This is a genomic window from Vagococcus sp. QWL-13 (genome assembly GCF_058683555.1).
Genome location: NZ_CM178746.1, coordinates 691,440 through 709,534, shown reverse-complemented (window position 1 = coordinate 709,534; position 18,095 = coordinate 691,440). Strand labels below are relative to the sequence as shown.

The 18,095-nt window shown below is 39.5% G+C and carries 12 protein-coding genes and 1 CRISPR repeat array (1 of these 13 only partly in view); of the genes, 2 read left to right on the top strand and 10 right to left on the bottom strand.

Going from position 1 to position 18,095, the window contains the following annotated elements:
* Positions 1 to 128: 128 nt before the first annotated feature.
* From AC4PHI_RS03330 to AC4PHI_RS03305, 6 genes are all read right to left on the bottom strand, one after another.
* Positions 129 to 1,589: a 6-phospho-beta-glucosidase gene (locus AC4PHI_RS03330; RefSeq protein ID WP_492200903.1), complete on the bottom strand. Its 1,461-nt coding sequence runs from the start codon at positions 1,587 to 1,589 to the stop codon at positions 129 to 131.
* Positions 1,590 to 1,599: 10 nt separating this feature from the next.
* Positions 1,600 to 2,916, bottom strand: a complete 1,317-nt coding sequence (locus AC4PHI_RS03325; protein ID WP_492200902.1) for a PTS sugar transporter subunit IIC — start codon at positions 2,914 to 2,916, stop codon at positions 1,600 to 1,602.
* Between the two features lie 109 nt (positions 2,917 to 3,025).
* Positions 3,026 to 3,781 carry a MurR/RpiR family transcriptional regulator gene (locus AC4PHI_RS03320; protein ID WP_492200901.1) on the bottom strand — a complete coding sequence of 252 codons (756 nt, stop codon included), beginning with the start codon at positions 3,779 to 3,781 and terminating at the stop codon, positions 3,026 to 3,028.
* A gap of 250 nt (positions 3,782 to 4,031) precedes the next feature.
* A complete protein-coding gene (nagB, locus tag AC4PHI_RS03315; RefSeq protein WP_492200900.1) occupies positions 4,032 to 4,742 on the bottom strand; it encodes a glucosamine-6-phosphate deaminase in 711 nt (236 codons plus the stop codon).
* Between the two features lie 146 nt (positions 4,743 to 4,888).
* A complete protein-coding gene (glmS, locus tag AC4PHI_RS03310; RefSeq protein ID WP_492201528.1) occupies positions 4,889 to 6,709 on the bottom strand; it encodes a glutamine--fructose-6-phosphate transaminase (isomerizing) in 1,821 nt (606 codons plus the stop codon).
* 317 nt (positions 6,710 to 7,026) lie between these two features.
* A complete protein-coding gene (locus AC4PHI_RS03305) occupies positions 7,027 to 8,379 on the bottom strand; it encodes a DEAD/DEAH box helicase (RefSeq protein WP_492200899.1) in 1,353 nt (450 codons plus the stop codon).
* A gap of 164 nt (positions 8,380 to 8,543) precedes the next feature.
* On the opposite strand from AC4PHI_RS03305, the gene AC4PHI_RS03300 reads away from it, so the two are divergent.
* On the top strand, positions 8,544 to 9,299 hold the full coding sequence (locus tag AC4PHI_RS03300; protein WP_492200898.1) for an alpha/beta fold hydrolase: 756 nt from the start codon (positions 8,544 to 8,546) through the stop codon (positions 9,297 to 9,299).
* Between the two features lie 357 nt (positions 9,300 to 9,656).
* Here AC4PHI_RS03300 and AC4PHI_RS03295 read toward each other — a convergent pair whose 3' ends face one another.
* The 4 genes from AC4PHI_RS03295 to AC4PHI_RS03280 form a co-directional block, all read right to left on the bottom strand.
* The gene (locus tag AC4PHI_RS03295) at positions 9,657 to 11,309 is read right to left on the bottom strand and encodes a peptide ABC transporter substrate-binding protein (protein WP_492200897.1); all 1,653 of its coding nucleotides are present in this window, start codon (positions 11,307 to 11,309) and stop codon (positions 9,657 to 9,659) included.
* Between the two features lie 565 nt (positions 11,310 to 11,874).
* Entirely contained in the window at positions 11,875 to 13,836 is a 1,962-nt protein-coding gene (locus AC4PHI_RS03290) for a heavy metal translocating P-type ATPase (protein WP_492200896.1), read from the bottom strand.
* Positions 13,837 to 14,250: 414 nt separating this feature from the next.
* Positions 14,251 to 15,531: a PTS sugar transporter subunit IIC gene (locus AC4PHI_RS03285; RefSeq protein ID WP_492200895.1), complete on the bottom strand. Its 1,281-nt coding sequence runs from the start codon at positions 15,529 to 15,531 to the stop codon at positions 14,251 to 14,253.
* Positions 15,532 to 15,568: 37 nt separating this feature from the next.
* On the bottom strand, positions 15,569 to 16,468 hold the full coding sequence (locus AC4PHI_RS03280) for a DUF7916 family protein (RefSeq protein ID WP_492200894.1): 900 nt from the start codon (positions 16,466 to 16,468) through the stop codon (positions 15,569 to 15,571).
* A gap of 209 nt (positions 16,469 to 16,677) precedes the next feature.
* Here AC4PHI_RS03280 and AC4PHI_RS03275 point away from each other — a divergent pair, with 209 nt between their 5' ends.
* A complete protein-coding gene (locus tag AC4PHI_RS03275; RefSeq protein ID WP_492200893.1) occupies positions 16,678 to 17,859 on the top strand; it encodes an ROK family transcriptional regulator in 1,182 nt (393 codons plus the stop codon).
* Between the two features lie 225 nt (positions 17,860 to 18,084).
* Positions 18,085 to 18,095: direct repeats of the CRISPR family, unit length 36 nt; it runs 1,143 nt beyond the window's last position.

Below are 18,095 nucleotides of genomic sequence, written 5' to 3'. Positions count from 1 at the left end.
ATATGAAAAAACAGGAGCTGAGCAACGAATCAAAAACACATTCATTGACAGACTCCTGTCGACCTTATATTTGATATATTGGTATGAAAAGTCAATCTCTCCAACGAAAAAATTACTGAAAGAATTTCTTATTCATCCGTTTGGGTCATGACACTTTCTCCATTTGTTGCAATCACCTGCTGGTACCAATCAAAAGAATCCTTTTTGATACGTCTCAAAGTACCTTCTCCCTGATTGTCTTTGTCTACATAAATCATGCCATATCTTTTTTCCATTTCACCAGTACCAAAGCTGACGATATCAATGACACCCCACGGAGTATAACCAAGAAGATCTACGCCGTCTTCTGCCACTGCATTTATCATTTCATGGATATGTTTGGATAAATAGTCCACTCGGTAAGGATCGTGGATTTTGTCATCCTTTTCAAGCTTATCATACGCCCCGAAGCCGTTTTCCACGATGAAAAGCGGTAAATTATAGCGCTGATGAAGTACATTCATCATATAACGCAAGCCCACCGGATCGATTTGCCAATCCCAATCACTAGCTGAAACGTAAGGATTAGATACGATTTTTGCCTTAGGAAAATCTGGGATATCAAATCCTGAAACTTCATCAAGGGTGGTAACAGCCGTTGACATATAGTAGCTAAACCCGATAAAATCGACCGTTCCAGCTTTTAAAGCTTCTAAATCTTGGCAGTTGAAATCGATAGGGTAACCTTTTTGCTCCCATTCATTTAAAATGTAGGCAGGAATTTCACCCCTGACATGGACATCACTGTAAAAGAAACGGCGGTTCATCACTTTGACTGATGCCATCATATCCTCCGGCTTACAAGAGTACGGATAAACCGGCACGTACGCCATCATACATCCCATCAAAAAATCTGGATTAATCTCTCTTGCCAGCTTGACGACCTTGGCACTGGCAATCAATTCGTTTAGCCCTGCTTGAAAGATTACCTCTTCTTTGTTGTCGCCTTCTTCAAAGATTATTGCCGAGTTGGTCCACGCATGCAGGTCATGTTGTCCATCTGCCTGATTGTTGATTTCATTAAATGTCATCCAGTATTTTACTTTATCCTTATAACGGGTCAGCACTACTTCTGCATACCGGACAAAAAAATCAATCAGCTTTTTATTTCTAAAGCCTCCATATTTTTCATATAAATGGTAAGGAATTTCAAAATGAGACAGGGTAATAACTGGTTCAATCCCGTTTTTTAACAGCTCATCAAATAAATCATCATAGAAACGCAAACCTTCCTCGTTTGGTTCTACTTCATCACCTTTTGGAAAAATTCGCGACCAGGCAATGGAAGTTCTGAAGGCTTTGAGACCCAGCTCTTTAAATAATTGGATATCCTCTTTGTAGCGATGATAAAAATCTATGGCTTCATGGTTCGGATAGTATTCCCCCTCCTGAATCCCTTGGGTGATTTTCCGGCTGACCTGATGGCGCCCTGCGGTCATCACATCGGCAATACTTATCCCTTTGCCTCCTTCCTGCCATCCCCCTTCAATCTGATGGGCAGCAACCGCGCCTCCCCATAAAAAATTTTCTGGTAAACCATTCCTAGTCATGGCTAGCCTCCTATGAATTCTTTTTTTCTAAAACTCTGTTACTTGCAATCACGAAAGGCAAGTAAATCAATACTGAAACTGCTAAGCAAAGCAAGCCAACTATTAATGCCAGCCAATTTCCCCCGGTGCCCAAAAACGGAATGAGCGGTCCCGGTGTCGTCCACGGCACACCAATCGCCGGCGACGGGATGATATTCAAGACTACTGTCGCCACATAACCGATCATAATATTTACCATCGGTGTCAAAATAAACGGAATAATAAAAATTGGATTCAACACAATCGGAAGTCCGAACATCAATGTTTCGTTAATGTTAAAAAGACCTGGAACAAGAGACATCTTGGCTATTTCTTTATACTGTGATTGTCTTGAAGCAATAAAAATTGCAATGATCAGACCCAACGTCATCCCTGAACCACCCATATTGGCAAAAGCATCGTTGAGCATAGACCATGTTTCACGGTAAGGAACACCTACTACAGTACCATTTTGGTTAATGAATTCCAAGTTAGCCAAATCCGGCTCTGTAAAAATAGCAGAACGAATGGCATTCATCGTATTAGGGCCATGGATACCCACTGTCCATAACAGATTTTGAACAAACGCCGTAATCAAAACACCAAAAATATTTCCGCCAAGTTTTCTAAGCGGTGTTTGAATCGTTGAATAAATCAGCTCATTCAAACCGCCCGGCACAAATTTGGAGAAGATAAAACTGGCAATCGAGAAAAACATAATCATCAAAACGATTGGAATCAAACCTGAAAAAGAACGGGCAACTGCCGGCGGAACCATCTCAGGCATTTTGATTTTTAATCTCTCATTGCCAAACAATTTAGGCAAAAACTCACCAACAATAATCCCAACCAGCATCGCAACAAACAGACCTTGAGCTCCTAAGTAGGTGGTTTCCAAAACATTAGGCCCATTTTCAATGCTGAATGGCGAAGGGTAGACAATAATGAAACAAGCGATACTTGTTAATCCTGCCAGCATATCGTCTGACTTGAAATGCTTTGCCAAAAGATTGGCAACCAGATAGGCGATAAAAATCGACATGATATTGATTGTTCCGTTTGCTGCCGGCGTCAACAACTGCTGTGCTGATTCTAAATTTGGAAAAAACTTGGGCAGCATCAGCAATTCTGCAATAAATCCTGTCTTTGAAAATATAACGTTGTTGATCAGAATAACTAGCGACGCTGCAAGTGTTAACGGAAATGTAAACATAAACGCGTCCCGGATCGCGGCCACATGTCGCTGATTATTTAATTTTGTGGCAACAGGTACTAATTTTGACTCAATGATTGCATTAAATTTATCCATTAGAAAAACCCCTTTCATACTCCCATCATAGAATAATCCCTCCGCAAGAGAAAGGGGTTACTTACCTTTAGGCACAAGTGCTTGAGAAATAAAAAAAGAAACACTCATGTTACACTGTGTTTCTTTTTTGGTGTTCTCTTATTTTTTGCACCAGCAGCTCCAAAATGAATATCGCCGGTATCTGACTGGTCAAATCAAAATAAACTTGCATCCTGTCTTGTTTTAAATGGTAATCAATGACGTAATCGCACAGCCCAACTAATTTCCCGCTCAAGTTTCCAGTAATCGCCACTTTAAATAAGTTAGGCACATTTTGCAACATAAGTGCTGTCTCGATGACCTCTTTGGTATTGGCTGAGGTACTTAAAACGATCAAAACTTTTTTCTTGTCCTCCCCTGACAGGTGGCTCTTTATCGGGTAGGTAGGATCTGTGATGCTCAGAGCGTTCATTCCGATATTTGCCAATTTTCTCGCAACATAGTCCGACATATTGCCTGAAGCACCCATACCAAAAAAAATCACACTGTCCGCCGTGTAGAGTCGTCTGCTGACTTTTTCGATTTGATGTTCAAGGTCTTGGGAAAAATTGCGGCGGTTTAAAATGTCAAAAAGCTGGTCGCTGAAAGAATCTTCAATAGCCAGCTTATTCAACTTTTGCTTGAAATCAAATTTGAACTCCGAAAAAGAATCAAATCCCATCTTCTTTAAAAAACGCAGTACTGAGCTTGTGGAGACATGAGCATTTCCCGCCAGTTCTCTTACTCGCTGATAGGGTATCAATTCAGCATTTTCTACAATATATTGATACACAGTCCGCTCTACATCAGTTAATTCAGCTTTATTGAAGTTATCAAAAAAACTCATCGTAATCCTCCACTTTCACAATAAGAAACCTCTTCTAAACCCCATAACTCCAGGTTAAATGACCCGTAAAAATTGTATTTAAAGTCAGACAAAGCATTACCTAATAAACTTCTGACACGAGTTATTCTCTCTTTAATCATACCATATTACTCATGAGTTCTTGTTTGAATTTTTAAAAATCTCTTTTAAAAAAACAGCCATTTCCCGCTCAAGTTTGCGTTGGATGGCTGTTTCATACTTTATTTTTTTCTTACTTTGATAATTTTTCTGCAGCTGCTTCATCTAAGATGATGGTCACATCTGGATGGTTTTGCAAAACACTGGCTGGCACGTCCTCAGTAACTTTGCCTTCCACAGTATCGAAAATCGCTTGGGCCTTCTTATCCCCGTAAGCAAGGAGAACGATTTTTTTCGCAGACATGATGGACTTGATTCCCATAGAGATAGCAAATGTAGGTACGTCTTCTTTCTTTTCAAAATTGCGGCTGTTTGCTTCAATTGTTGACTCGGTCAAAGCGACTTTTTCGGTAGTGGCATCAAAAGAAGCGCCCGGTTCATTAAAACCGATGTGGGCATTTTCCCCAATTCCTAAAATCTGAATGTCGATTGGATTATTTTCAAGAACTTCATCATATCTTTTGCATTCTGCTTCGATATCCTCGGCAAGACCGTTTGGTAAATAATTGGCTTTGAAAGGTTTTTTGTTGAATAAATGTTCACGCATAAAATAATCATAGCTTTGATCATTGTCAGCAGACAGACCTACGTATTCATCCAAGTTTACAGAAGACACCTCAGAAAAGTCCAAATCACTCTTGACTAGCTCCTCGTACAATGTAATCGGAGTACTGCCCGTTGCCAAACCTAATACTTTCACCTGTCCTGCATTCATTTCTTCTTTTATGATATTAAAAGCTTTTTTGCCGCCTTCAATCTGATCTTTAACCACAACGATATTCATCTTTGTCTCATCCTCCATGTCCATTTGGTATAGTCCAATTATAAGGCAGAACTGCCTTTTTTTCAAGAATTTTGTCAACTAAACAAAAATACTTCTCCATTTTTTTACTTTTGGGCTCCTCCAACAATAATTTTCAGGAAAATAATCTATTCAACTGTAACACTCTTAGCCAAGTTTCTCGGTTTATCCACGTTATTACCTTTCAATACCGCTGTGTAATAAGCCAGCAACTGTGTCGGCAGGACACTCATTAATGGAGCATAAAATTCATGCACCTTCGGCAAAATGATTTCATCCCCGGATTGTTCCAACCCTTCCATTACAATCACACAAGTTGCCGCACCGCGACTCTCCACTTCTTTCAAATTGTTTCTTGTCTGAAGATGTGTCGTTGCCTCTGTAATCAAGGCAAACACCGGCGTGCCTTCTTCTATTAAGGCAATGGTACCGTGTTTTAATTCTCCCGCAGCGAACCCCTCGCACTGTATATATGAAACTTCTTTTAATTTCAATGCAGCTTCTAACGAGACCGAAAAATCTGTTCCGCGACCGATAAAAAAAGCATTTCTCGTCTGTTGCAACATTTTCTCTACTACTTTTTTATATTTTTCCTGATTAGTTAAAACACTATCCATTTTATGGGTGGCTAAACTCAATTCATAAACGCTGTTAAATGCTTCGGCTGCCGGTACTTTCTTAGCTTTTCCAACTGCATCAGCTAAAATCGACAAAACGGCAATTTGGGCTGTGTAAGCTTTAGTAGAAGCCACCGCTATTTCCGGGCCGGCGTACAAAGGCAGCGTGAAAGTAGCTTCACGCGACAAGGTAGAGCCTGAAACATTAGTGATAGTCAATGAAGGATACTCCCATTTATTTGTCTGGATCAACACTTGACGGCTGTCTGCCGTCTCCCCGCTTTGACTCAAATAAATGAAAAAAGGCTTCTCTGAGATCAATGGCGTATGGTAGCCAAATTCACTGGCCAAATGAACTTCGGCAGGAATTTCAGTTAATTTTTCTACCAATTTTTTCCCGATCAAGCCGGCATGCCAACTGGTGCCGCAAGCAAGGATATAAATACGGTCACTAGCCAGCAATTGGGAAATAATCTTCTCGTCTATCAAGACATCACCATTTTCTGCCGTATAGTTGGCGATGATTTTCCGCATGACTGCAGGCTGTTCTTCAATTTCTTTCAGCATATAAGAATCATACGACCCTAATTCTATTTCATTTGACCAAGAGAAAATTTCAAAGGGTACTCCTTCTTGAACTTCGCCTTCATAGTCCTCAACAACAACATCAGTTTCAGTAATGATAGCCAACTCTTCATCTTTCAACTCCATAAATTTTTGTGTCAGTCCCGCCATCCCTAGCGGATCGCTGCACACCCCATTGCAATGATCACCCAATCCGATAAGCAAAGGACTTTTATTTTTCGCCCCATAGATTACCCCGGGCTCCAGTTTGTCGATCAACGCAAAAGCATACGACCCTTGAATCAACTTCAAAGCTTTTAAAAAGGCTTCTTTCGCTGAAAGGTTGTCGTCATTGGCATATTTCGCGATGAGATGCACCACCATTTCCGTGTCTGTCTGTCCGCACATCCACTGGTTTTGTACAAGTTGGGATTGAATCGTTTGAAAATTTTCAATCACCCCGTTGTGGACTAAAACAAAACGACCGTCATAAGAAACATGGGGATGGGCGTTTTCTTTTGTCGGAAAGCCATGGGTCGCCCAACGTGTGTGCCCGATACCTCTGTTCCCTGTAATCCTGCCAGCTTTTAGCATTTCCGACTTCAGCTCCTGTACCCCACCCTTTGTTTTAACCAAGCGGCTTTTTGTTTTAGCCGAATCTACAAAAATCCCAGCCGAATCATAGCCGCGATATTCCAATTTTGCCAATCCATTCACTAATCCGTCCACAATATCTGTTTTGCTTATCAATCCTACAATGCCACACATTACTCTAACCAACTTTCCTGCTTATTGTGATGTGTTTCCAGTGCGCGATTTTTATTTTGTTCAAATCTCACGATTCTATTTGTTAAAATCTTTAGAGTGCACTCCCTAGAACTACCCGCCGACATTTCGATCAGTTCTTTCCTCGTCTTCTGCCGCAACAGAACTGGCGCTATCCTAAAATGGTATACACCTATCCTCCTTTGCCTTTATCTTTGGAAACATTTTAAATATTATCTAAACGAGATGGATTTGTCAACAGAATATTAAAATGGTATAGATGTTAATAAGAAGAAAAAAATAAACCGCAGAAGCACGGTTTATTTTTTAAATTGTTCTCGACGTTTTCTTCTTTCAGCCCGTTGTAAGGTACGGCTGCTGATTTTACGCTGTTTTCGTTCTTGCTCAGATATAGCTCGTTTGATTTTCTTCTTATAGCCGGGCTTGATTTTTTTCTTTTTCTTCTTAACCAGCCCTTTAATTTCAGGGGCAAGGGTCTGTGTCTGCTTTTCCCGTTGTTTTCGCCGGTTACGGTCATAGGTATCCACAAGTTCGCCTTTACGAAATTCTTTCGGCTGAAAAACTATCCCCATTTTTTCCAGTTGGATGATTGCATCTTCATCTCCCGGTTCATACAAGGTGATTGCTGTCCCGGGCAATCCTTGCCTGCCGGTCCTTCCCACCCGGTGAATAAAGAAATCCAGTTCTTGCGGAACTTCCGCATTGATGATGTGGGAAACACCTTCAATATCTATCCCTCGAGCCGCCAAATCAGTGGCAACAACAAACTGATACTCCAAGTTCTGTATCTGGCGCATGACCCGTTTACGTTCTCGGGGAGTAATATCCCCATGTATTTTTGCCACTTTAAAATTCTTCTCTTTCAAATATTGAGTGATTTCATCTACTCTAAGCTTGGTGTTGGCAAAAATAATTGCTAAATATGGATGGCCGACCTGCAGCAAATCTGCAATCAACTGGTTGCTGTTTTGTCCCTTAGTAGAAATCAGCCAATTGTCGATTGTATCGGAAATCACTTCTTTCGATGCCACAACTTCGATATGGGGATTTTCCATATATTTTTTTAAAAAAGGGCGCAGACTTTCCGGGATAGTAGCAGAAAAAACTAACATTTGAAGTTTTTCCGGCAGTTTACCCGCAATCTGATCTACTTCCCTTAGAAAGCCCATATCAAGCGTCATATCCGCTTCATCCACCACGAAAGAAGATGCTGTATGAATTTTCAACGCTTGTTCATTAATCATATCCAAAATACGACCAGGTGTCCCGATAACAATATGTGGTTGCTGACTCTCCAATTTTTCTAATTGCCGCTGCTTATCCGTGCCTCCCACGATCAATGACACACGCAGTTTTTCATCGCTAAAACTTGCTAATCTTACCGCTTCATCATAAATTTGAGTTGCCAATTCACGACTAGGTGCCGTCACTACCACTTGAACTTCATTTTTTTCAGCAGCGACTTCAGTCATTAACGGCAATAAAAAAGTATGTGTTTTCCCTGTTCCTGTTTGAGATTGCCCGACAACGCTTCTTCCTTTTCGAATCATCGGAATCAATCGCTCTTGAACCTCTGTTGGTTTTTTAAAACCTTTTGCTTCGATTGCTTTCAATAAGTAATCGGCTAAATCCATTTGTTTAAAAGTTGTCATTTTCTCACCTCTTTTTCGTCCATGTCCCGTAGCATTATAACACAAAATCAAATGATCCCAAACTTTTAATTTTCAAAAATGCTTTAACTTTGGCTTCCGCGCAACCTTTACGTATACTAAAGAAAAGAAGTTTCTCATCAAGATGCTGACAAAGGACGGATTAAATGAAACTAGAAATACATAAACGAATGATAAAAGAAATCCCTGTACTTGAAGTTATCCCTGAAAATAAATACTCCGACCCGCTGCCGCTGATCATATTTTATCATGGCTGGCAAAATACTAAAGAGCTCTCACTGACGCAAGCCAGAAAATTGGCTAAAAATAATTACCGCGTCATCATTCCAGATGCGATGTTCCACGGCGAACGTAACAAATGGGACAGATCCTCTATTCCGTCATTCACCTTTTGGTCAACGATTGCCTACAACCTTTTGGAATTTTCAATTATTTTAGATTATGCCCGCAGGAAAAACTGGATTTTAGATCAGCGGATCGGTGTTGCCGGCTACTCTATGGGAGGCATCACGGCTTCTGCTTTATTGACCACTCATCCGGAAATATCTGCCGCAGCAAGCATTATGGGAACACCTCAACCCTGGGCTTATTTCAACTTGATGAAGCGACAAATCAAAAAATCCCCTTATCTTTTACCAGATGAATTGGCGCTGATTTTGAAATGGATCAAAGATGTTGATTTAAGCCGGCACCCGGAGAAAATTTCACGGCGGCCGTTTTTAATCTGGCACGGAACATTGGATGAGCGCATTCCATACACGTTGGCAAAAGATTTTTATGACAGAATCAAGCAGCAACCCTACGCTGAGAAAACTGTTTTTCTCACAGGGCAAGAGGAAGGACACTTAGTGACTATTGAACTGATGGAGAAGATTACCGATTTTTTCACTGCAAACCTATAATCAGGCACTGTCTAAATTTACTTTCAGAAGAAGTCACCACCTGATGAATACCTTTATCCCATATCTGCATTTTTTTCAACAAACTAAAATCAGAATGATAAAATCCACACTCAATCCATTGCTACCAATGAATTTGAAATATAAAAAAGCATAAATACAAAATTTTTCGAAGTTTTTGTATCATTTTCTTTCATTGTTCAGAGAAAAAAGTTGATAAGAGCTTAAATAAAAGCAGGAGGCACCGCCTATCTTTTAAAATAGGTGGTGCCTTTTGTATTTATTCAAAAAATGAAAACTTGATATTGATGATGACCATATATTTAAATTTTTCATCGTTTCCGTTACTAAAAAATTTTATTATGGTTCTAAGTAAGCACCCTTGTATTCAAAACGGGGGCCGGAATTATGAAATTGCACCCCTTTTAACTTGGGATTGCGCAGGTGGTTAGGACCGCTGAAGTAGAGCGGCGTCACACCTTGTTCTTCCATCAGAATTTTTTCAGCCGTCAGCAAATCATTCCAGCGTTTGTCCACATCCAGCACATCATCCTCATTGGCTTTTCTCAACGCTTCATCGTAGGTTTGACTGTTGTATTTTCCCCAGTTGTGAGCAACACTACTTTGAAATAGCTGAAAAAGACTGGTAGGATCTGGATAATCAACACCCCAGCTGACTAGGTAAAGGTCAAACTCTTGTTTCGATGCACTTTCCATAAAGACTGATGTTGGATAAACCGATGCTTCTATTTTTGCACCTGGTAGATGCTCTTTAAAAACAGCTTGCAAGTACTCGCTCATTTTGCGCATATCTTCACTTTCAAAAGTGATTAAATGGATGGGAACTTCGTCTGTTTCAGATAATCCTAATTCCTTCTTCCCTTCCAGCCACAATTTTTTAGCTTCTTTTACGTCCATTTTCAGGTTATTTCCGCTAGCCTTGACAAAGTCCTCCCCAGTTTCCGAATGACTGTAAAGACCATCAAAAATCAGACCTGTCGCTGGTACCGATCCATTGTTCAGCAGATTATCTGTTATTTCCTGACGATCTACGACTAAAGAGATTGCCTGACGAATTTTTTTATTGCGGAAAAAATCTTTGGTGTGATTGTAACCAATAAAAATAGTTTGTACCGGTTTTTCAGAAACAAAGGCCGGGTTGTCCAAGTTATTTTTGACAAATTCGCCTGTGATATTTACGTCATCCGTCTCCCCGCTCTCAAACAGGCTGACATTCGTGGAGATTTCTTTGACTACGTTGACTTTGATGGTGTCTGTTTTCACAGATTTCTCATCCCAATAGGCCGGGTTTTTATGATACTCCCAGTTGCTGCCGCTGCCAGGACCGGCAAATTCAGCCAAAACAAATGGACCGTTATAAATAGCTTGTTCACTGTTAGCACCAAATTCCTTACCCTGTTCCTTTACATAGGCTTCGTTCAGGGGAAAGAATGCCGACGAAGCCAGCAGTGCAGTAAAATAAGGGGTTGGATGGGTCAGCTCTACTTTCAATGTATAATCATCGATGGCGCTGATGCCTAATTCCGTTGCTGGTTTGCCATCAAAGATAATCGCCTCAGAATTTTTAATGCTGCTAAACAAATGAGCATTTTCTCCGGCGTTTGTATCCCCATGGGCACGTTGCCAAGCAAAGACATAATCGTGTGCTGTCACAGGTGTTTCATTGGACCATTTAGCTTCTTTTCTTAATTTAACCGTGTAGGTCAAACCATCTTCACTGATTTCCGGCAACTCTGCAGCCCCAGCTGGTAACGGCTGGTTACCAGCGTCTAGACGATATAAGCCTTCATAAACATTATTGATTACAATAATGGTATTTACATCAACGGCATTGGCGGGATCCAATGTGTTTAGTTCTTGGATGACATTTATAACTACAGCTTCCTTTGTTTCTTGTTCAGCTTTTTCAGGCACGTCTTCCTTTGAATAGCAAGCGGTCAATAAACCCATTGCGGTTAAAATCAATGCAAATAAAGTAATTGTTTTTTTCATTTGACGACTCCTTTGAGTGAGTGAATTATTTAGACCGTCTTCAAACAGGTTACTTTGTCATACTGTTTAAAAACGACTTCATTTATTTGAAAAAAATAGTTTTTTAGGTTCTTCAATAATAACGGATTTACCAACATCGTTCCCTATTTGTAAAAATGACCTTCATTTTTCCACCTCTGTCTTTAGTTATGTTTTACTAGACTTTCCCAGTCTAAAAGGATACCTGCAGTTCCACGAATGTTTGTGTGTTTTCCAAAAACATTCACTTTTAATAACAGTTACCTCGCAAGTATCACATTTATTTTACCCCATTTCAACAAGAAACGTAAAAAAACAGCTTGGTTTTCAATCATTTCGATACAGAATACTCAAACTTTTTATGATGGATGCTTAATATCAATAATCTTTGAGAGTTGACTTCTCATTCATACTCTTTTTAACCTTTCAAGTCTAGTTTTCTCAAAGAGGTAAACTCAATGTATACATTTTTGTTTTTAATCGCAAAACAAAAAGCAGTTCGATACTTCAGAGATTGACTTACACTCTCCTATCAAACTGCTTTTTTTTAATTTTTAGGTTGTCTAATCGGTGCCAACAATCTCAGCCCGTTCAGTATGACCACAACAGTACTTCCTTCATGGAACAAGACACCTATCGGCAAATTCATTTTACCAATCAGGTTCAAGACTACAAGGACTACGACCACGGTCATCGCAAAGAAAATATTTTGCCAGACAACTTTGTCTAATTTCTTGGACACTTTATGAGTATAGGCTAAATTTCGCAAATCATTCTGCATCAAAACGGCGTCTGCCACATCCATGGCGACATCTGTTCCCTCACCCATGGCAATACCGATATCAGATTCAACGATAGCCGGCGCATCATTGACCCCGTCTCCGAGCATGGCTACCAGACCGTATTGTTTTTTCAGCTGGTTGACAATAATTGATTTGTTCTCCGGCAAGACATTGCCCACCACTTCATCAATACCTACCAAATCTCCCACTGCCCGGCCTGTTTTTTCAGAGTCTCCGGTAATCATGACAGTATGGATTCCTTGGTCTTTCAAATAACTGATGACCCCTTTGGCAAATTCATTGGGCACATCCATCATGGCGATCAATCCGACCACTTCATTGTTTTTCGCCACATACACCACAGTTTTTCCTTCTTCAGCATATTGGTTATTGTGGGCGGCAATTTCTTCCGGAACGTTTTTAAAGCCGGAAGGTTTGCCGATTTCATATTCATCATCAAAGTGTTTCGCAATCAATCCTCTGCCGATCATGTTCTCAACTTCAAGATTTAAGTACTCATCCGCTTCAAAGTTTTCTAAAATCGCATGGGCCAGAGGGTGGTTGGCTTGATTTTCCATTGCAACAATCACATTGACAGTAGCTTGTTCATCGACTTCATCAATAAAATAAACATCTGTAACTTTCGGTTCGCCTTTTGTCAATGTGCCGGTTTTATCAAAAGCAATCGCCTGAATACCGGAAAAGTTTGCAAGAAAAGAGCCGCCTTTAAACAAAACACCTTTTTTAGCTAAATTGGAAATCGCTGATAATGTGGCCGGCACTGCACTGGCTGCCAACGCACAAGGAGAAGCAACCGTCAGGAAGACCATCCCTTTATAGAAACTTTCATACCATGACCAACTCAAAACTGTTCCGCCAAGCAAGATGAACAAAGGCACGATAATTAAAACAGTGTTCACATACACCGGTTCCAGCTTTTGAATTTTAGTAGCAGTTTTTGATTGATTACTTTGGGATTGATTTACTAAATCAATAATTTTTGCAAAAAGGGTGTCTGTACTGTCCTTGGTGACTTCCATGACAAAACTCCCGGTTCCATTAATCGTGCTGCCGAAAACTTCATCTCCTGTCGATTTTTCTCTTGGTATACTTTCTCCGCTGATAGAAGATTCATCAATCGAACTTATACCGGAAATAATCACACCATCTGTGGGGACTTGATCCCCATTCAATACTTGCAGGTGATCACCGATTTTTAATTCTTCAACGGGAACTATGGTTGTTTTCCCGGCATCATCCAAGAGACGAGCCTCTGTTGGATTCATTTTCATCAAATTGGAAATCTCACGTTTGCTTTTGCCTTCCGCATAGTCTTCAAGGAAGTGAGAGCTGGCAAAAATCAAAATCAGAAGAGAACCTTCAAAAAAATCTCCAATAAACATTGCGCCCACTGCAGCTAAAGTCATCAAAATATGAACATTCGGACTAAACTTTTTCTTCTCCTTTGTGTGGTGATAAGTATCCGAAAAACCTTCTGCAGTAATATGATAACCGGTCATAATCATCGCAGTCAGATATAAAATATTTTGAATCAAACTTTTTTCTTCTAAAAATAGTGCAGCGATGAAAACAGCCAATCCAATAAAATATAAAACCACAGGTAATTTTCCATGTTCGTGGCCATCTCCGTGGCTGTGTCCGCAACGGCGGCCATTTTCAGAACTGCATTCTTGTTGAGCTTGTTTATTATAAGTTGTTTGCTCCATTTTTATTCTCTCCTTTTCTATTTATTTCTAATCAATAATCATTCTCAATACATGAACAACTATTCATATATTAATTATAGCTCTTTCCACGGGGATTGCAAGTAATCTGCCAAAACAGAAATGATTACGATTCTTACATCTAAGCTCGTTGTATCACAATAGAAACGGACTGATTCCTCAACTCAAAAAAACCATTGATGTTTGATAAATCAACGGCTTTATAAATATGACTTAAATAACTAACTAATAGAATTTTTTTGTAGCTCTTTGACTTTTTGCTTACTTCTCAAAATTTCTCTTTCATTATATGAACCCGAGAATGACGAAAGGCGCTGAAATCAATTCAAAATATTCATGAGCCAACAACGCAAAAAAACTTCCGGACTAGTTGTGAAGCTAGACCAGAAGTTATTCTTACATTTCGCCAATTTCTTCGGCTTTGAATCGTTTCTCAACTGCTACGAAGAAAGGCAAGTACAGCAGCACGTCCAAAATAATCAATACAACTTGTAAAATCGAGCCCCTAATACTTCCTGTAATCAGAAAACCGCTGATGATGGGAGGCATAGTCCAAGTAGCCACTGTCTTAGTCAGCGGAACCAGTCCTGATGCCATTGATAAGTATGCCACCACAACATTAATCATTGGTGCCAAAACAAACGGAATAATCAGCATCACATTCAATACGACAGGCAAACCAAACATAGTAGGTTCATTGATATTAAACAAACCGGGAACAACTGTCAGTGGTGCTAAAACTTTTGTCTGTTGACTGGTTTTTTTCTTGCGGGCAAGATAGCCTAATACCAAAACCAGACCTAGCGTTGCACCGCCTCCACCGATATAGACTAGATTATCCATAAAAGATACGGTGAAAATATGAGGAAGAGCTTCTCCCGCTTGATATGCCTCCCGGTTAGCATCGATATTAGCTAGCCAAATCGGCTGCATCACTGAGTTAACAACATTTCCTCCGTGAATCCCTACAAACCAGAACAAACTATTCAAACCTACCACAATCATCGTTCCAAAAATATTATTACCTAACAAGCCTAAAGGTTTCCCAAGTACGACTGCGGCAATTTCATGAAGATTAGGCAAAGAGAATTTATCCAACAGAGCAAAAATAACTAACCAGGAGGTAATGATGACTGCACCCGGAATAATCGCACTAAAACTTTTTGAAACTGCTGGCGGAACAGTGTCCGGTAATTTAATAATAATATTACGATTCACAAACCACTGGTAAATATAGCCGTTCAATAAACCTAAAACAATTGCAATAAATAATCCTTTTGCTGCCATGTAACCGGTAGGCATGCCAGCACCAGCATCAGATGAAATAAACGGTGTCACTGTGATAAAAGCAGATAAAGAAATAATACCTGAACCGATACCATCCACTTTAAATTGGTTGGCCAAGCTATGAGCGATTCCAAAACTAGCAACCAAACCAATTAATCCGAAACTACTGTCAACACCTTTCCATAGATACTGAGAAATCCCAACATCTCCCAACCAACCTTCCCAGCCTGGTGCCGGGAAACTGGCAATCACCATAAATAATGAACCGATGATAATCAACGGCATAGCTAGCGTGATACCATCACGAATAGCAACTAAGAACTTATTAGCACCCAGTTTTGCTGCAACCGGCAGCATTTTTTGTTCTAAAAACTTATTGATTTTATTCATTTTCCTACCTCCTAAATTATTCTTTTGAGTCTGTCAGCTATCTGTTGATTGACCTTGCCATCATGGAAACCGTGTGTCTCATACCTCTCAACGCTTTGCTTAAAGCAAAAATATTTTCCACTGGTGCTAAACCGCCATAACCGGCATCACCAATATGCTGTATGTCTACTCCACAAATTTTGTTCCGAATCCCCAACTGTTTGATAGTGTCTTGATCAGAACTTTCCTGACTTGTGCCGATTGCAGTCATTACTAACGTGTCTTTTTCATGTGCTTTTTTAACGACTGCTTTTAAATCTTCTTCATCAAATCCTGGAACCGTTCCAACCGCTGGCACTAAAATCACATCTGCTCCAGCCTCAATAAATGCTTCCACTGTTTCGAGGTCTATTATTTTTTCAGAAGCTCCAGCACCATGCATTTTCCCGGCAATGATTAAACCCGAGAAAAACTCCTTGACGATGCCAATAGTTTTTATAATTTGTTGATTACTTACCCCAGTTCCCGGATTTCCTGTCAGACAAACAAAATCGAAGTTTAATTTTTCCAGTTCTTTAATCGTTTTTTCGTTTGCTTTTCGCCCCTCAGCAATTTCCAAGCGATCTTCTGCCATTTCGGTCTCTTCATCCACAGGTTCTAAGTTGACACCGATTGGACGGCCGACAAGTCTGTGCAACTCATCAACAAAAGAGTGCTCGGTTTCGGGAAGACCAAAAATAACCGGTTTCAAAATATCCAAACCATTCAATAGTATCAAGTCCGCACCAAATGCTCTTGCAATCTCGGCATTGGTTACATCTCCAATAAAAGACTCCCGCGGCACCACATTTTCAGATGCAATCACACGACCTTCACTGGCTTTGATACTTTGTTTTAACTCAGCAGCTGTCATTTGCAAAATATCAGAAGCATTTGCACTAATTAATCTTTTAACCATCTGCCTCTCTCCTTTTGTTTATATTTAATAATTAAATAAAAGAATAAAACGTTTGTTTTTTATTATTTAATTCTATTTAGTTATTAATTACATAATAAATAATTTTTTATAATTTGTCAACACATACAAATCATTTTAATTAAATAGTTGTTTATATAAAATAACCAATATGTTATAATGTCTATGATGAAGACAAGCGAGGGAAAAAGATGAAAATAACCAAAATTCAGCATGACAGAAGAATAAAAGTATTGGATAAAATATACGCCAAAGGACCTCTTTCGAGAATTGATATTTCTCAACAAACGGGTATTACACCAGCAACTGTCAGTGATATCACTGCCGATATGATTGAAGAAAAACTAATTTATGAACTTGGGGAAGAAAATCCAAAGGAAGTAAGATCTGGAAGAAAAAAAATACTTCTGGACATTTCTGGAGGGCATAGTTTTTACATAGGCATCGAATTATCAGAAAAATTTCTGTCTCTTGTTCTTTGCGATAATCTAGGAAAAATATATGAGAAAAATGAATTTCAGACAAAATCATTCCCTGATGTGGTAAATGAAGAAAATTTGTATAAAGAAACTCAAACTTTTTTGCAGGAGTGCCGCGCTTATCAACCTAGCGCAATCGGCATTGCATTGCCTGGTCACTTTGATGAGGGAAATCAGAGCATTCAAACCAATAATCCATTTTGGAAAAAATTTCATTTTAAAAAAATGATAGAAGCATTTGAAATACCTATTTATTTTGAAAACAATGTGGAATGTATGGCGATAACCGAAAGATTATTTGGGGAAAATTCCCACGATGAAAATTTTACTTTTCTCCATGTTTCCCGGGGAATGTTTTGCTCCAGTATTTATCAGGGACAGCTGTACGGAACAGAAAATATCCTTGTGGGTGAAATCGGACATATTATCGTACATCCTGAGGGGGAATTATGCGAATGCGGCAGAAGAGGGTGTCTGCAAACTTATGCCAGCGAAGCATGGATTATCAAAAAATCACAAATACTGTTTGACAATTCTGAGTCAACCTATTTACGGCAGTTGAGCTCATCCAGAGAAGATGTTTCCATAGAAAAAATACTCAAAGCCTACCAACTTGGAGATGAAGGAGTCATCAATATTCTCCATAATGCAATCAAATATTTGTCGATTACCATCAACAATGTTTCAATGATGATTGATTCCAATAAAATGCTCATCCATGGCCGGCTCTTCAATGAACCACAATTGCTGGCTTTATTAAAAGAACATATGGATAAACAAGTTACCTTGCTGGCTAAAGAGAAAAAACAACAGCTTAAACTGAAAAAATATCATGTAACAAACGGTGCAGTTGCTGCTTGCGGTTTATGTGTCAGTCAACATTTATTAACTTAACTATTTATATATGACTAATTGCTTTAAACTGCATTCTATCCGGCAACAAATACAAATGTTTTTCCTGAAGCTGACAGCGAAGTAAGAAAACAGAAAAATGCGTGCGGATCTCACATCCGCACGCATTTTTTAGATTTCAGCCAAAGGGCTCTCCATAAAGATTTTAAAATAAAATTCATGAAGGCCATTAGCGTAGCCGTGATAGTCGACAATTTTATCAAATCGGTTTTACTGAT

Bases quoted from the DNA above. Each gene is read 5' to 3' on its own strand.
- AC4PHI_RS03330 (WP_492200903.1), bottom strand. From the start codon at position 1,589: ATGACTAGGAATGGTTTACCAGAAAATTTTTTATGGGGAGGCGCGGTT.
- AC4PHI_RS03325 (WP_492200902.1), bottom strand. From the start codon at position 2,916: ATGGATAAATTTAATGCAATCATTGAGTCAAAATTAGTACCTGTTGCC.
- AC4PHI_RS03320 (WP_492200901.1), bottom strand. From the start codon at position 3,781: ATGAGTTTTTTTGATAACTTCAATAAAGCTGAATTAACTGATGTAGAG.
- nagB (WP_492200900.1), bottom strand. From the start codon at position 4,742: ATGAATATCGTTGTGGTTAAAGATCAGATTGAAGGCGGCAAAAAAGCT.
- glmS (WP_492201528.1), bottom strand. From the start codon at position 6,709: ATGTGTGGCATTGTAGGATTGATAAGCAAAACAGATATTGTGGACGGA.
- AC4PHI_RS03305 (WP_492200899.1), bottom strand. From the start codon at position 8,379: ATGACAACTTTTAAACAAATGGATTTAGCCGATTACTTATTGAAAGCA.
- AC4PHI_RS03300 (WP_492200898.1), top strand. From the start codon at position 8,544: ATGAAACTAGAAATACATAAACGAATGATAAAAGAAATCCCTGTACTT.
- AC4PHI_RS03295 (WP_492200897.1), bottom strand. From the start codon at position 11,309: ATGAAAAAAACAATTACTTTATTTGCATTGATTTTAACCGCAATGGGT.
- AC4PHI_RS03290 (WP_492200896.1), bottom strand. From the start codon at position 13,836: ATGGAGCAAACAACTTATAATAAACAAGCTCAACAAGAATGCAGTTCT.
- AC4PHI_RS03285 (WP_492200895.1), bottom strand. From the start codon at position 15,531: ATGAATAAAATCAATAAGTTTTTAGAACAAAAAATGCTGCCGGTTGCA.
- AC4PHI_RS03280 (WP_492200894.1), bottom strand. From the start codon at position 16,468: ATGGTTAAAAGATTAATTAGTGCAAATGCTTCTGATATTTTGCAAATG.
- AC4PHI_RS03275 (WP_492200893.1), top strand. From the start codon at position 16,678: ATGAAAATAACCAAAATTCAGCATGACAGAAGAATAAAAGTATTGGAT.